This window comes from Pseudomonas sp. Pseusp18, assembly GCF_059506005.1.
The window spans coordinates 5,902,183-5,916,161 of the sequence record NZ_CP169240.1 but is presented as its reverse complement, the minus strand read 5'-3'; the positions used below and the strand labels follow the sequence as shown (position 1 = coordinate 5,916,161).

The following is a 13,979-nucleotide window of genomic DNA, read 5'->3' as shown; positions in this document are numbered from 1 at the left end:
TGTTCCCTTAGCTACTCGAACCGCCAAAGCTCTTGCCTGATCCACCCCAGCCACTGCGTGCGCTGGCCTGGCTGCCGAACCCGCCGCGGGAGGTGGACGATGCAACGGACACCGGCTTGCTGCGGGTGATGGTGTCGGTGTAACTGCCACTGCTGCCGTAGCGCGCCTGATTGGACCTGTTGAAGGTTGAACCTGACGATACCCGCTGACTGAGTGTCGAGGACGAGTAGTCACCGCGATCATCGCGATAGCGGTAGACCGGTTCGGAGTAGTAGCTGTTGCGGTTGCTGCTGAGCATGTTGCCGATCAGCAGCCCGGTCAGCAGGCTACTGCCGGAGAAACCCGACCCTGCGGCATTCGCTTCCGATGCGGGCAATCTAGCCTTGGCCGCGTCCACTTCGGACTGCGTCACCTCGCCATCGGCACTCAGTTCGAAACCGCCGAGCTTGGGGATGAATTTGCCGGCGGAATCCTGCTGGCACCAGTCGGCAACAAAGTCAGCGTCGCAATCAGCCTGGTTGTCGTACACCGGCGCAATGCTTCGATGCTGGGCCATGGCCTTCATATAGGCGTCAGAACAGATGTCGACCGGGAGTTTTTCATCGGCGCACTGCTGGACGGACTGGAAGTTGTACTTTTTGTGTATCTCGTAGGTTTTTTCCGTCGGCCCGCAGCCTGATATGGCCATGGCGACCGATGCCGCCAGCGAGAGCTGAACGTACTTGCTTCGTTTCATCGCAATCTCCGAGGCGCAATCAGTTCTGGGAAGGGGTCATGCACGCGGCATTCAACATGCCGACGCTGATGGCCACTGCCGCGACATAGATACCCGCAGCGATTTCGCCGTTCTTGATGCGCTCAGAGGCGCCTTTTAGCACCAGGCTGGTCACCAGGAACGCCAGCAGTTGTACGAAAGCGGCGATCACCGCCCAGACGACGAAGTCCAGAATGCTGATCGAGTAGGCGATCACATTGCTGGCCGGAATGGCGAAACCGATGACGGCGCCGCCCAGGGCGATGGCGGCCGCAACGTTGCCCGCACGGATCAGTTCGAATTCCCGGTGCGGTGTGATTCGGGTGTAGATGAACTGGAACAGCGCGAACAGCACGGCGGCGCCGAGGATGTACAAAACAAACCCGAGCACGGCGGCTTTGTTCAGGGAGATGGAGAGCGCTTCAAGCATGGAGTTCTTCCTTTTTAAAAAGTGTTCAGGTCGGTGGTGTACAGCGAAATACCCAGCGAAGTGCTCAAGCTGATGGTGCCTTCGGCGTCTTCTTCGACGGAAAACAGCAGGAATTCCCGGCGATCGGTCAGGCCGGTTTCGCGGGCGTACAGCATCGAACGATGCCCGATGCTGTAGGTCTCATCCGGATTCTTCAGGTGTTCGCTCAACGGCACCAGTTCGGTCTGGCCGTTCTCGGTGCCCCATTCGCGGGTGTATTCGACCCCGTTGAGGGTGTAGGTCGGCAGCCCGATCAGGCTTTGAGGGCCGGCCAGCCGACGCAGCTCCGCTTCACTGTTGATGGTGACGTAGCTGAGGTAGTTGAACAGGATCACTGACTCGACCTGCCCGGCGATGTCACCGGTGGTGTGCACTTGCAGCCAGTAGTCTTCGTCGTTCATGTAATAGCGCGACAACCAGGTCGACTGCCCGAGATCAATGGTGCCGGCACTCCAGATCTGCTGGGAACCGGGGATGGTCACCGCGGTTTTTTCGTCGAGCAGCAGTTTCAGGGTCGTGTCGAACATCACGCCCTTGCCCAACGCCAGGCCCAGCGGGCCGCTGACTGGCAGGTTATCGTTGGCTGTCCATTTCGAATCGGTATTCGTGCTCGCGTTCGGGGCCTCAAGCCCCAGCAACTGTTTAAACCATCCCATTGGAGATTTCCTTGAGGCGAGTGGAGGCGATGTAGAAGAGTTCGCCGCCCTTGACGCGAGTGGCGCCGGGCGGGTTGATTGAAGGCTGTCGGGCGCCTTTGGCGCGGTAGCCGATAAGGGTCGCGTTATGGCGTTCTTTCATCTGTGCGTACAGATCGCCGAACGTTGCTTCAAAGGTTTCGGGCAGTTTCATCAGGTATTGGGTGGCGCCTTGGCCCACGCACAGCAATTCATTGATGACCACTGACGAGCCCGGATCCTGAGAGGCGCGCACCAACATCTCGATGGCCATGCTTGAGGTGCATTCCAGGCTGGGTGCGTAGGCACTGGCGAGCGCGGCGATTTCACTTTCATTGAAGTGGGCGACCACATGCCCGACCGGGCTCAGTTGATTGACCGCCAGAACGGTGGCCAGGGTCAGATCATCTGAATGGGTACGCACCAGTACGCGTTCGGCGCCAGGCACGCCGGCACGCAGCAAAAGCGCGGCAGATGACAGGCTTTCACCTTTGATAAAGGCCGCCTTGCCCGGCATGGGGTTTTCTTCGAGGTCGCAATCGCAAATGACGATCAGGTTGTCATTGGACGTTTCGTCCTGCAGCAGCAACTCAATGACCCGCTCGCTGGATGCGCCTTCCCAGCCGATGAGAACGGTATGGCCGACCTTGCCGGTGAAATCGCCTTTGCCCTTCATGCCTTTTCTCCATACATCGATGACACTGCTGGTGGTTTTACCAATGGCTGCCGTCAGCAGCGCAATGCCCCCGAGCATGACCCAGGTGGCCACGAAAATCCGTCCCGCGGCTGTCTGTGGCGCAAGATCGCCGTAGCCGACGGTGAGCGTGGTGGTGAGATAGAAGTAGGTGAACGTGGCGGGAGCGATGAGGTGTTGTTCGCCCAGAAACGCCAGGCCGAGCCAGGCCGTGCTCAGGTGTACGCCCAGCGCAATGGCCAGGCCGGCCCAGCCGAAGCGATGGAAGAAGGACGCCGCGTACGCGCGCAATAAAAGGAAAATCGACATTACATCCCTGACTCCTTGGGGGCTCATTCCTGGCGACGTAATCGCTCGGGCATCTAAGTGCTCGAGTGCGGTTACCGGGCGGCATTAAACCTGCTGCGCGGCGTAGATAACAGTACCTTGGCTGCAATATACCCGGCGATTGCAGCAAAAATATGCCCTTCGAAGGAAATGCCCCGGCGCGGAAGGAAGCCAACAACCAGCCCGCCATAGAGCAGGGCCACGACACTGGCGGTTATCAGGTTGCTCCAGCTCCTCTGGAACCAGGCGCGCGACAGGAGATACGCCCACAGCCCGAACACCCAGCCGCTGGCACCGATGTGCACGCCGGCAAAACCGAACAGCCAGATCAGCGAACCGCCCAGCAAAATGATGATAGCGCTGACGGCCATGAACCGGTTGAGCCCTTCGACGATGACCAGGGTACCGAGGATCAAAAAGGCAATCAGGTTGGCACTCAGGTGCGCAAAGGATGTGTGCAAGAAAGGCGAGGTGATGATGCCGACCAGTCCGTGCAGGGTTCTCGGAACCAGGCCGAAGGCGTTAAGGCTGTAGCCGGTCGCAACATTGAGCAGTTGCAGCGCAACCATGAAGATGGCCAGGCCGGCAATTGTCTTGAAACCCTTCAGGGCATCCATCCTTGACCTCGATTCGGCAGTAAAGAAGGGCGATCAATTAATGCCTGTCAGTTAAGAGATAGAACAAGCACTGAGTAAAATTGTGGCGAGGGAGCTTGCTCCCGCTGGGCCGCGAAGCGGCCCCTCTTATCCCCAAAAAGAAGGGACTGCTGCGCAGTCCAGCGGGAGCAAGCTCCCTCGCCACAGGGTCAGTGCACTTGACTGACTGGCTGACCGGGTTACTCGGCCGATTTTTTCTTCAGGCGTTCCAGAATCGCATTGGCGCTGCCTTCGTCCGGTGTGATGCCGGCATCGCGCAGTTTGCGTTCCAGGTCGGTGCCGGTCGACGCATCGGCCAGTTCGTCCTGGGCTTGCAGTTCAGCGGCGCGTTGCTGCTGCTTGGCCTGCAGGCGGTTCAGTGTGCCGACGGCGGTTTCCAGCTTGCCGTTGGCGCCGCCACTGGCGATCGAAGCGCTGACCTGGGCTTTCTGTACGCTTTCACGAGCCTTGGCCATGTCCACTTGCTGACGCAGGCTTTTGATGCGGTTTTCGGCCTTGGTGATGTCTTTGCGCATGTTGTCGGCGTAACCGCCGAATTCGGTGGCCTGCTTTTGCTCGACATCCAGTTCATTGGTCAGGGTCGAAATGGCTTCGGCCACTTCCAGTGCCAGGTCTTCGCGGTTGGCCTGGATGGCGGCCAGGGCCTTGGATTCCAGGTCCTTGATCTTGGCGTTGTACTCGCTGACGCGGTCAGCCGACAGCTTGTGCTTGGCCATGATGGTGACCAGTTCACGCTTGGCGTTGGCCAGCGCGCTGTCAGCATCGCGAATTTCCTGGTCGAGAATGCGCAGGGCCTGTTGGTCGACGATCGATTCGCCGACTTCGTTGGCACCGCCACGCAGCGCGGTGAACAATTTGCTCCAGATGGACTGAGTCATTGGATATATCCTGTTCCCGAATAATTAATTGAAGAAGCGTTCAAAGGCTTCGCTGGCGCGCTGGACGTTGTCGACGAGGGTTTTGATCTCAGTCACGACGTTGGTCAGGCTGGAGTCGGAGCTCAGCGCGCCGAACATGTTGTAAACGACCTGCCCGTTGGGCATGGACTCGATACCGATCGAGGACAGCGGGAACATTTCCCGGCTGCGCAAAACGGCATCATTGAATGCCGGGACGTTGTTGATCGATTCGACATCGACCAGGACCGTATCGACGATTATCTGATCGCCAACCACCGCGATGTAAATCGGCAAGCCACCGAAATCGTTCATTTCCAGCTTGATGCTGGATTCGGAGCCTTGAACGAGGGAGAGGGTGATTTCGTTCGCAACCACTTCGTCGAGGGCCTGGAGGGCGCTGTAGAGGCGATCGATGTTCCAGTTATTACCTGCGCTCATGTAATTCTCCGACATGAATGAGCCAGCCAGAATCGGTTGGCGTAGCTGTTTCTCCATCTGCTTGAGCAGGCTTCGATTTTCGGGAAGCACCCAAGTCTCGTGTTTCACATAGCCGGCGGCACCCAGGCCCGCGCGCATCTGCTTCATGTAAAAGCTCGATGGTTTTTTCGCGGAGGGTTTCGAGCGCTCTCCCTTGCGGCTCGCTGAATCGGTAACAGACCCGGTAGGCGGATCTGATGGAGAGCTGCTTTTCATGGTGCTGATCCCGTTGTGAAAAACTCACGCGTGATAACACTACAGGCTATTTTTGCAGCCCTCAATAGCTCACGCGTGAGATTTTTTCGACGGTTGCGCAGGTGTATGAAAAAGAAGGGAAGCAGCATGATTCCGGTCAGTTAAGCGTAATCCTGTGGAACGAGCCTCTCATCTAACCAGCCAGAAACTCATCGGTGGACACCACGCTCGCATAAGCAAACCCCAAGGCCGACATGAACGCGGCATGCACATGGGCGGCTGGGACGGTGACGCCGTTGAACTCCAGGTCGAGGGTGGCACAGGCGTCGTGGATCACCGTGACCGTATAGCCGAAGTCTGCTGCGGCACGGGTGACGCCGTCGATGCACATGTGGCTCATGCTGCCGACCACCACCAGGTGTTCGATACCTTGCTGGTCGAGGATGGCCTTGAGTTCGGTTTCGCGGAACGCGTTGACGAAGTGCTTGAGCACCACCGGTTCATCGGCGCGGTTCAGGACTTTGGGGTGCAACTTCGCGCCGTCGGAGCCTGGGGTGAAGAACGGTGCGGCGTCGGAGGTGAATTCGTGGCGGATGTGTACCACCGCGTCACCGGCCTCGCGAAAGGCCTGGATCAGCCGTGCAGCGTTGTCTGCGGCGGCATCGGCGCCCGCCAAAGGCCACTTGCCCTGGGGGAAGTAGTCGTTCTGGATATCGACTACGATGAGTGCTTGCTTGGTCATGAGTGTTTCCTCGAAGTGCTTGTTGGGTGTGATTCAAGTATCAGGTTCTGCAGGCCGTCCGAGGATTGGCCGCACCGACAATAGAAGGGGGAAAACTGACAATGGGCGTAGAAAGGGCAGTCGTCGAATTGGGCGTGCTGATCTATCCCGGCGCGCAGATGGCGGCGGTGCATGGGTTGACGGATCTGTTCGGGGTGGCCAACCGGATTGCCGCCGAGCATCAGGCGACGCAGTTGCCGTTGCTGAGGGTCAGTCATTGGCAGGTCGAGGGCGATCAGGCGCCAGAACGGGTCTACGACAGTCAACCCGGCCCGGCCGAAGCGTTGGTCGCGGTGTTGATTCCGCCGTCGATTGGCGGCTTTTCCGAGGGCCAGGCACCGCAAGGGCTGATCCGCTGGATTCGTCAGCAACACGCCAGCGGCGCGACGTTGGGCGGGGTTTGCGTGGGGTCGATCCTGTTGGCTGAAAGCGGCCTGCTCGACGGCCGTAGCGCCACCACTCATTGGACCTCGGCCAAAGCCTTCGCCGAGCGTTACCCGGCGATCAAGCTCAAGGCTGACACGCCCATCGTCGATGACGGTGACCTGATTACCACCGCCGGGTTGATGGCTTGGTCAGAGCTGGGGTTACGGCTGGTGAACCGCCTGCTGGGGCCGAGCATTGCCACTAGCACGGCACGGTTTCTGGTGGTGGAGCACAGCGACAGCGCGAGTGAGTGCGGCAGTAATTTTTCACCGATTCTCAGCCATGGCGATGCCTCGATTCTCAAGGTCCAGCATTGGCTGCAAAGCACCGGGGCGGTCGATGTATCGCTGGCGGCAATGGCCGAACGGGCGGGGCTGGAAGAGCGCACCTTCCTGCGGCGATTCCGCGCGGCGACCGGGTTGAAACCCACCGAGTACTGCCAGCACCTGCGCGTCGGCAAGGCGCGCGAGATGCTCGAATTCACCAACGGCACCATTGATCACATTGCCTGGACCGTGGGTTATCAGGACCCGAGTGCGTTTCGCGCGACGTTCAAAAAGATTACCGGGCTGGCGCCGAGTGATTACCGGACGCGGTTTGGCGTGACGCCGCCAGCGGCTGTGGCCCGATAGCCAGAACACGCCAGATCAAAAAATGTGGAAGGTTTGAGTCGTGCAAAATGCCGGAGTCCAGAAGGGCGTCGTGCAGAATCAAACAGGCGTAATGCCATTATTGTCTGGGCAACCGGCTGATTTAGAAGTCGTTCTTCATCAGCCGCCATTGGCCTGATCCCTGCACCCCTCCAGCTACATTTATCAAACGCAGATTGAAGGGGACCCCATGACCCCAACAAGTCGCAAGAAACTGGTACTCGCCCATTCTGTGCGTGCCGATGCTCCGCTGCACGAAGTCGAAACCAATCGCGCGCTGGCCCGTTGGCTGGCGCAGATCGTCGGGCTCGAATACGGCGGCAGTTACGACCCGCAACTGCACAGCGGTCGTGGCCGCTATCTGTTGCCGACCCAGACGCTGGTGGGCGCCGCTGCCGCCCGGCAGCTGGGCGTCAAAGGGCCGGAGGATTTGTGGGGCGGTTACGTCGACCACGATTTCATCGGTACCAAAGCCATCAGTCATGGGCTGTTGAACCGCGATGCGTTCGCGCCCGAAGGCTGGGCACCGTTGTTTTGCGAACGGGTGCGCAGCGTCGTGCTCGATGGCCTCAGCGTGTTCTCCCTGGACGATGCGCGCCCGGCGGCGGAGCACCTGCTCTACAGCGGCCCGATCCGCATCAAGCCTATTCACGCCTGCGCCGGACGCGGTCAGGAAGTGATCAAGAGCCTCGACCAGTTCGACGCCATCCTCGCTCGCCCCGAGGCCAAGACACTGTTCACCGAAGGCGTGGTGCTGGAGCAGGACTTGACCGAGGTGATCACCCACAGCGTCGGCCAAAGCTTCATCGGCGACACAGTGCTGAGTTATTGCGGTGATCAATACATGACCGAAGACGCTCAGGGCGAGCAGGTTTATGGAGGGTCCAACCTGTTGGTGGTGCAGGGTTATTACGAGGACCTGCTGGCGCTGGAACTGCCGGATGAGGTGAGGCTGGCGATCCAGCAGGCACAGGTATTCGACAGTGCGGCGGATGAAGCCTACCCCGGTTTCTATGCTTCGCGGCGCAACTACGACATCGCCCAGGGGCTGGATTGCAACGGCCGACAACGCAGCGGCGTGCTCGAACAATCCTGGCGCCTGGGCGGTGCCAGCAGCGCCGAGGTCGCGGCGTTGCAGAGCTTTGTCAACGACCCCGGCCTGCGTGCGATTCGCGTGTCGTCGGTCGAAACCTATAGCGATCAAACGCTGCCGGCGAACGCTATCGAGGTGTACCGCGGGCCGGCGGAGCGCAGTGATTTTCTTCTCAAGTACGTAACGGTCAAATCCTATGACGGCTAGAAGCGAAACCATTCAGATCGACATCGACGATGAACAGATGAGCGGGACCTTCCTCAGCCCCAAATCGAAAGTCCCGGGGGTGCTTTTCGTCCACGGCTGGGGCGGTAGCCAGGAGCGCGACCTGGATCGCGCCAAAGGCATTGCCGGGTTGGGTTGTGTGTGCCTGACGTTCGACTTGCGTGGCCATACCGGCGGGACCGGCATTCCGTTGTCCAGGGTCACCCGCGAAGACAACCTGCGCGACCTGCTGGCAGCCTACGACCGCTTGCTCGCCCACCCGGCGCTCGACACCTCTGCGATCGCGGTGGTCGGCACCAGTTATGGCGGTTATCTGGCAGCGATCCTGACGACGTTGCGTCCGGTGCGCTGGTTGGCGCTGCGGGTGCCGGCATTGTATCGCGACGACTTGTGGCACACGCCCAAGCGTGAGTTGGACAAAGCCGACTTGCGCGACTATCGCGGCACGCTGGTGCGCGCCGACAGCAATCGCGCGTTGCACGCCTGCTCGCAATTCACCGGGGATGTGTTGCTGGTGGAGTCCGAGACCGATGCCTATGTACCCCACGCGACGATCATGAGTTACCGCGCCGCGTGTCAGCAGACTCACTCGCTGACTCACCGGATCATCGATGGTGCGGATCACGCCTTGAGCGACCCGGTTTCGCAACAGGCGTACACCTCGATTCTGGTGGATTGGATCACCGAGATGGTGGTGGGTGAGCGGTTGAGCATCATTCAATCGAGTTGAGAGATGCGGTGGTCTTGCGATCATTCGTGGATGCGACCGCTCACCGAGGTTTCTTCGAGATCCGCAACGACTTGGCCTTGGCTTCCACCACCAGATACATCAACACCGTTATCAACAGCGGCAGAATGAAATAGATTGCCCGATAAGCGATCAACCCCGCCACCAGGCTGCCCCGCGATACTTCGTGCTGCAGCAGCGCCACGAACACCGCCTCCAACACACCGAGCCCGGCCGGGATATGGGTGATGACCCCGGCAACGGCGCTGATCAGCAACACACCAAGCACCAGCGGATAATCCAGTTTGCTCGGCAGCAACGTGAAGATCACCGCCGCCATCAGCGCCCAGTTCAGTGCGCCGAGGGCCAGTTGCAGGATTGCCATGCGTAGCGACGGCAGAATGATTTCCACGCCGCGAACCGACCATTTCCGGCGCCTGGAATACCGGCAGGCTGCCAGATATCCGGTGCTCAACAGCAGCAACAAAATCCCCACGTCTTGCAGTGCATTGCTGCTCACTTTCCAGCCCGGCGGCATTCGCATCAGGCCGCTGCTGAACACCGCGCCGGCAATTACCATGTAGCCGAACCAGTTGGTCGCCAGGCTCAGCCCGAGGATTTTTGCGATGTTGCCTTTGCTCACGCCGAGCCGCGAATACAGCCGATAACGCATGGCGACGCCGCCGACCCAGGCGCTCAGGTTGAGGTTGAAGGCATAGCTGATGATCCCCACCGGGAGGATCTGCCGCCAGGTCAGGTTCTGCCGGATGTAGGTGCGCCCGATAAGGTCGAAACAGGCATAGACCAGAAAGCTTGCCAGGGTCACACCTGACGCAATGATCAACGTGCGTACTTTGAAATCAGCCAGGGTATCGAACACTTCGTTCCATTCGATGCGCTGGGCGAGCATCGTGAACAATACGATCAGCGCCAGGAAAAACAGCATCGTCAGCGGCCTTTTCCAGCGGTGCCAGTGGTGTTTGCCCGGCGTCTCGGAGTGCGGCGCAGGCTGCGCTTCGGAATGGCTCATGCCTTGGCGCTCCCGGGTGGGTGGATGAAGGGCTTCAGGCGCGGTTTATGCGCCGGCAACCAACCGGCCCATGCGGGGAAATGCCGCAGGAAGTGAAACACCAGAAAGCCGATGGTCATGTCCCAGATCCGCCCGCGAGGGGCTGTGTCCACCGACATGACCTTGCAATGGTTGCTGCTCAACTCGTCGAGACGCTCGTACAGATCGCGGTTGAAGGCACGGTCGCGGATCAGCACGTTGGCTTCCAGGTTCAGGGACAGGCTCAGCGGGTCGAGGTTGCTTGAGCCGACAGTGCTCCAGTCCTCGTCGACCAGGGCGACTTTGCCATGCAGGGGGCGGTCGCAATATTCGTAGATCACCACCCCGGCCCGCAGCAGGTAGTCGTAGGTCATGCGCGCGGCGAGTCTGGCCACCCGCAGGTCCGGTTGTCCCTGAAGAATCAGGCGCACCTCGACCCCCCGGCGTGCCGCATTGCGGATCTCGTGCAGCAGTCGATAGCCTGGAAAGAAGTAGGCATTAGCGATCACCACGCGACGCCGGGCACTGCGCAGCACCTGTAAATACACCTCTTCGATATCTTTTGGGTGTTCTGCGTTGTCGCGATACACCAGTCGCACCTGACCGTCATGATCGTCGACCGCCAGTTCAGCATGCCGCTGCCGGCGGCGTTGCCACCAGTATTTGGCCCGGGCCGGTCGACCGCCTTGCAGCAAGGCGAAATGATGAATATCGGCCACCGCCGGGCCTTGCACTTCAACCGAATAATCCTGCTTGGCCTCGGGGCCGAAGTCGGCCAGATGGTCGGCGGAAAAATTGATCCCGCCGAGGAACGCAATCGTGCCGTCGACCACCACAATCTTGCGGTGCAGACGGCGGAACCAGTTGGTGCGGATGCCCAGAAGGCGCGGGGCAGGGTCGAATATTTGCAGGCGCACACCGGCATTGCTCAGGGCGGCGAGGAACGCCGTACTCAGTTCGCCACAACCAAAGCCGTCGAGACTGACCGTGATACGCACGCCACGTTGCGCCGCTTCAATCAGGATCTGTTGAAGCTCATTGCCGACCTTGTCTTCGAACACAATGAAGGTTTCCAGCAGGATTTCCCTCTGGGCCTGGCGCAGCACTTCAAACACCCGTGGAAAGTACGCCTCACCGTTTTCCAGCAACTCGACCCGATTGTTTCCGTGCCAGCCGTATTCAACATCAGTCACCGCAGGCTCGCGCACGGGGGGAGGTGGGGAGACGTGTTCGACCGTGGTTTTTTCCATCGACGGGCTGCTCATAACTCGATCTCCACCGACAGGGGCGCATGGTCGGAAAGGTGTGACCAGGGGCGTGCCGCCAGTACTTGCGGATGGCTGGCCTTGAGATGGCGCACGTAGATGCGGTCCAGGCGTAACGCCGGCAAACGCGCGGGGAAACTGCGCGCCGGTTTGCCATGCCGCTCGGCAAAGACCTCACGCAAACCGCAAGGCTTGAGCAACGCATCGGCGCGCAGGCGCCAGTCGTTGAAGTCGCCGGCGACGACCACCGGGGCATCTTGCGGTAACTCTTCCAGGCGTCGGATCAGCAGCTTGAGCTGTGCCGTCCGGTGGCTTTCGCGCAGACCCAGATGGACGCAAACGGCATGCACTTCCCGGCCATCGCCGGGCATCCGCAACACGCAATGCAGGATTCCACGGTTTTCATGGCCGCTGATGGACACGTCGAGGTTGTCGTGGCGAATGATCTGGAACTTCGACAACAGTGCATTGCCGTGATCGCCCGCCGGGTAGACCGCGTTGCGCCCGTAGGCGAATTGCGGCCACAGGCTATCGGCAAGGAATTCGTACTGGGGCATCGCCGGCCAATTGTTGTAGCGCTGGGGATGCTGTTCGTGGGTGCCGTGGACCTCCTGCAAAAACACCACATCGGCGGACACACTGCGCACCGCATCGCGCAACTCGGGCAGGATGAAGCGCCGATTGAGTGCGGTGAACCCCTTGTGGGTGTTGACCGTCAGCACGGTGAAGCGGCTCACGGCATTGATGATGGGTTGCTGTTCATCCGTCCCACCGACCGGTTCGGGAGTGCTCATGGCAGCGCTCCTTCGGCAACCGGTTCGCACCACAGGGCATAACGTTCGGGCCGTTGCAGGGTGTAGAGCGATCCATCGATTTCGATGCTGTTGACTGCCCGTGACGCGAATTGCAATTCGCGTTTGTGGGTCAGCCCCTTCGGGTAGAAGCCTCCCCGCCAGGGCGTGTAGCGCCAGCCTGAAATGCCGATATGAATCGCCGCCATGTCGCCTCCCATCCTCGGACAGCCCTGTCTTTTGATGACTGCCAGGCATGCGAGAAAGTTTCGACGGGGCTACGGACGGTAAAAGCAAAAGATCGCAGCCTTCGGCAGCTTCCCACAGGCGCGCAGGAGTTGCCGAAAGCGACGATCATTTGATCTATCAGTGCCCGGCGACGATCCGGGCCGAACCTTCAGCCGGCTCGGCATACACCGGGCCCAATCGATCGAGACGACCACTCCAGGCGGTCAGTGCCAATGCCACCAGCACCACCAGGCCACCGATCCACGCGGTATGGATCAGGCCCATATGCGCCACGATCAAGCCACCACCCCACGCACCACCGGCAATGCCGAGGTTGAACGCCGCAATGTTCAGGCCCGACGCCACGTCCACCGCATGCGGGGTGTGATGTTCGGCCTGACGCACCACATACACCTGCAGCCCCGGCACGTTACCGAACGCCACCGCACCCCAGACCAGCACAGTGGCCAGGGCCAGCCATGGATTGGCGGCGGTGAAGGTCAGTGCGAACAGTACGGCGGCGAGCAGGGCGAAGATGATTTTCAGGGCGCCGATCGGGCCGCGCTTGTCCGCCAGCTTGCCGCCCCAGATGTTGCCGACGGCCACCGAGATGCCGTACACCAGCAGCACCAGGCTGACGGTGCTGGCGCTGAAGCCCGCAATGTCCTGAAGAATCGGTGCCAGAAAGGTGAAGGCGATGAACGAGCCGCCGTAGCCGACCGCCGTCATGGCATACACCAACAACAGGCGCGGTTGTTTCAGTACCTGCAACTGCTGCAACAGCGAAGCCGGTTTGCTGTGGGCGATGTTTTTCGGCACGTAGAGCAGGCTGCCGATGAAGGCGATCACACCCAGTGCAGACACCGCGAGGAAAGTTTCACGCCAGCCGAAATGCTGACCGATAAACGTCCCCAGCGGCACGCCAGTGACCAGCGCCACGGTCAGGCCGGTGAACATGATGGCGATCGCGCTGGCGGCTTTTTCCTTCGGCACCAGGCTGGTGGCGATGATCGAGCCAATTGAGAAAAACACCCCGTGGGCCAGGCCGGTGACGATCCGCGCAATGATCAGCGACTCGTAGCTTGGCGCTTTCCAGGCCAACAAGTTGCCGAGGGTGAACAGCACCATCAGCGACAACAGCAGCAATTTACGCGGGACTTTGCCGGTGAGGGCGGTGAGCACCGGCGCGCCGATGGCCACCCCGAGCGCATACAGACTGACCAGCAGACCGGCGGACGGCAGGCTGACGCCGAGGTCGGCGCCGATGGTGGGTAACAGGCCAACGATGACGAACTCCGTCGTCCCGATGGCGAAAGCGCTGAGGGTCAGCGCCAGCAAGGCAATGGGCATGGCTGCAACTCCGGGGGATTGATTTGATGGAGCGCAGTGTCGGGGTTTGGGGGGGGCAGAAAAATACAGGGATGGGCATTTGATATTTGCGTGCAGGTCAAATATCTCACGGCTGGTATTAAACCTTGTGGCGAGGGAGCTTGTCGGATCGCCGCACCGTCCCGCTCGGCTGCGGAGCAGTCGTGAAACCACACCGCGTGGTGCATTCGGGAGAAATGGGTTTGCAGGTTTTGGGGGCGCTTCGCACCCC

At 60.3% G+C, this 13,979-nt stretch carries 15 protein-coding genes and 1 pseudogene; 3 read left to right on the top strand and 13 right to left on the bottom strand.

The genetic code is table 11. The annotated features are described in order from the left end of the window. Window positions 1-7: 7 nt before the first annotated feature. The 8 genes from ACEN9A_RS26660 to ACEN9A_RS26625 all read right to left on the bottom strand — a co-directional run bounded on the left by ACEN9A_RS26660 (window position 8) and on the right by ACEN9A_RS26625 (window position 5,887). Window positions 8-736 (bottom strand): DUF1190 domain-containing protein, encoded by a 729-nt coding sequence (locus ACEN9A_RS26660; protein WP_019650834.1) that lies wholly within the window; start codon window positions 734-736, stop codon window positions 8-10. Window positions 737-755: 19 nt separating this feature from the next. Continuing rightward, window positions 756-1,184: a DUF350 domain-containing protein gene (locus ACEN9A_RS26655; RefSeq protein ID WP_019650835.1), complete on the bottom strand. Its 429-nt coding sequence runs from the start codon at window positions 1,182-1,184 to the stop codon at window positions 756-758. A 14-nt stretch (window positions 1,185-1,198) separates the two neighbouring features. Beyond that, the gene (locus ACEN9A_RS26650) at window positions 1,199-1,879 is read right to left on the bottom strand and encodes a YjfK family protein (protein ID WP_258671293.1); all 681 of its coding nucleotides are present in this window, start codon (window positions 1,877-1,879) and stop codon (window positions 1,199-1,201) included. Continuing rightward, a complete protein-coding gene (locus ACEN9A_RS26645) occupies window positions 1,866-2,900 on the bottom strand; it encodes an ion channel (RefSeq protein ID WP_258671292.1) in 1,035 nt (344 codons plus the stop codon). Before ACEN9A_RS26645 ends, ACEN9A_RS26650 begins: the two co-directional genes overlap by 14 nt. A 71-nt stretch (window positions 2,901-2,971) precedes the next feature. Continuing rightward, window positions 2,972-3,535 carry a rhomboid family intramembrane serine protease gene (locus ACEN9A_RS26640; protein ID WP_018925666.1) on the bottom strand — a complete coding sequence of 188 codons (564 nt, stop codon included), beginning with the start codon at window positions 3,533-3,535 and terminating at the stop codon, window positions 2,972-2,974. A gap of 218 nt (window positions 3,536-3,753) precedes the next feature. Continuing rightward, complete coding sequence (locus ACEN9A_RS26635; protein ID WP_019650839.1) at window positions 3,754-4,452, bottom strand: PspA/IM30 family protein; 699 nt, start codon at window positions 4,450-4,452, stop codon at window positions 3,754-3,756. Between the two features lie 24 nt (window positions 4,453-4,476). Continuing rightward, on the bottom strand, window positions 4,477-5,058 hold the full coding sequence (locus tag ACEN9A_RS26630) for a YjfI family protein (protein ID WP_086945165.1): 582 nt from the start codon (window positions 5,056-5,058) through the stop codon (window positions 4,477-4,479). A 280-nt stretch (window positions 5,059-5,338) separates the two neighbouring features. Next, on the bottom strand, window positions 5,339-5,887 hold the full coding sequence (locus ACEN9A_RS26625) for a cysteine hydrolase family protein (RefSeq protein WP_258671291.1): 549 nt from the start codon (window positions 5,885-5,887) through the stop codon (window positions 5,339-5,341). 101 nt (window positions 5,888-5,988) lie between these two features. Here ACEN9A_RS26625 and ACEN9A_RS26620 point away from each other — a divergent pair, with 101 nt between their 5' ends. From ACEN9A_RS26620 to ACEN9A_RS26610, 3 genes are all read left to right on the top strand, one after another. After that, window positions 5,989-6,984, top strand: coding sequence for a GlxA family transcriptional regulator (locus ACEN9A_RS26620; RefSeq protein ID WP_258671290.1), 996 nt, complete (start codon window positions 5,989-5,991; stop codon window positions 6,982-6,984). Between the two features lie 208 nt (window positions 6,985-7,192). Then, window positions 7,193-8,302 carry a DUF3182 family protein gene (locus ACEN9A_RS26615; RefSeq protein ID WP_258671289.1) on the top strand — a complete coding sequence of 370 codons (1,110 nt, stop codon included), beginning with the start codon at window positions 7,193-7,195 and terminating at the stop codon, window positions 8,300-8,302. Beyond that, the gene (locus tag ACEN9A_RS26610; protein ID WP_258671288.1) at window positions 8,292-9,050 is read left to right on the top strand and encodes an alpha/beta hydrolase family protein; all 759 of its coding nucleotides are present in this window, start codon (window positions 8,292-8,294) and stop codon (window positions 9,048-9,050) included. Before ACEN9A_RS26615 ends, ACEN9A_RS26610 begins: the two co-directional genes overlap by 11 nt. A 40-nt stretch (window positions 9,051-9,090) precedes the next feature. Here ACEN9A_RS26610 and ACEN9A_RS26605 read toward each other — a convergent pair whose 3' ends face one another. The 5 genes and pseudogenes from ACEN9A_RS26605 to ACEN9A_RS26585 form a co-directional block, all read right to left on the bottom strand. Further along, window positions 9,091-10,077, bottom strand: a complete 987-nt coding sequence (locus ACEN9A_RS26605; RefSeq protein WP_258671287.1) for a lysylphosphatidylglycerol synthase domain-containing protein — start codon at window positions 10,075-10,077, stop codon at window positions 9,091-9,093. Beyond that, entirely contained in the window at window positions 10,074-11,360 is a 1,287-nt protein-coding gene (clsB, locus tag ACEN9A_RS26600) for a cardiolipin synthase ClsB (protein WP_258671286.1), read from the bottom strand. Before clsB ends, ACEN9A_RS26605 begins: the two co-directional genes overlap by 4 nt. Then, entirely contained in the window at window positions 11,357-12,154 is a 798-nt protein-coding gene (locus ACEN9A_RS26595) for an endonuclease/exonuclease/phosphatase family protein (protein ID WP_258671285.1), read from the bottom strand. Before ACEN9A_RS26595 ends, clsB begins: the two co-directional genes overlap by 4 nt. Before the next feature lie 8 nt (window positions 12,155-12,162). Continuing rightward, a pseudogene (locus ACEN9A_RS26590) lies at window positions 12,163-12,360 on the bottom strand (DUF72 domain-containing protein); the annotation flags it as partial. Window positions 12,361-12,517: 157 nt separating this feature from the next. Beyond that, window positions 12,518-13,729 (bottom strand): MFS transporter, encoded by a 1,212-nt coding sequence (locus tag ACEN9A_RS26585; protein ID WP_258671284.1) that lies wholly within the window; start codon window positions 13,727-13,729, stop codon window positions 12,518-12,520. Between the last annotated feature and the right edge of the window lie 250 nt (window positions 13,730-13,979).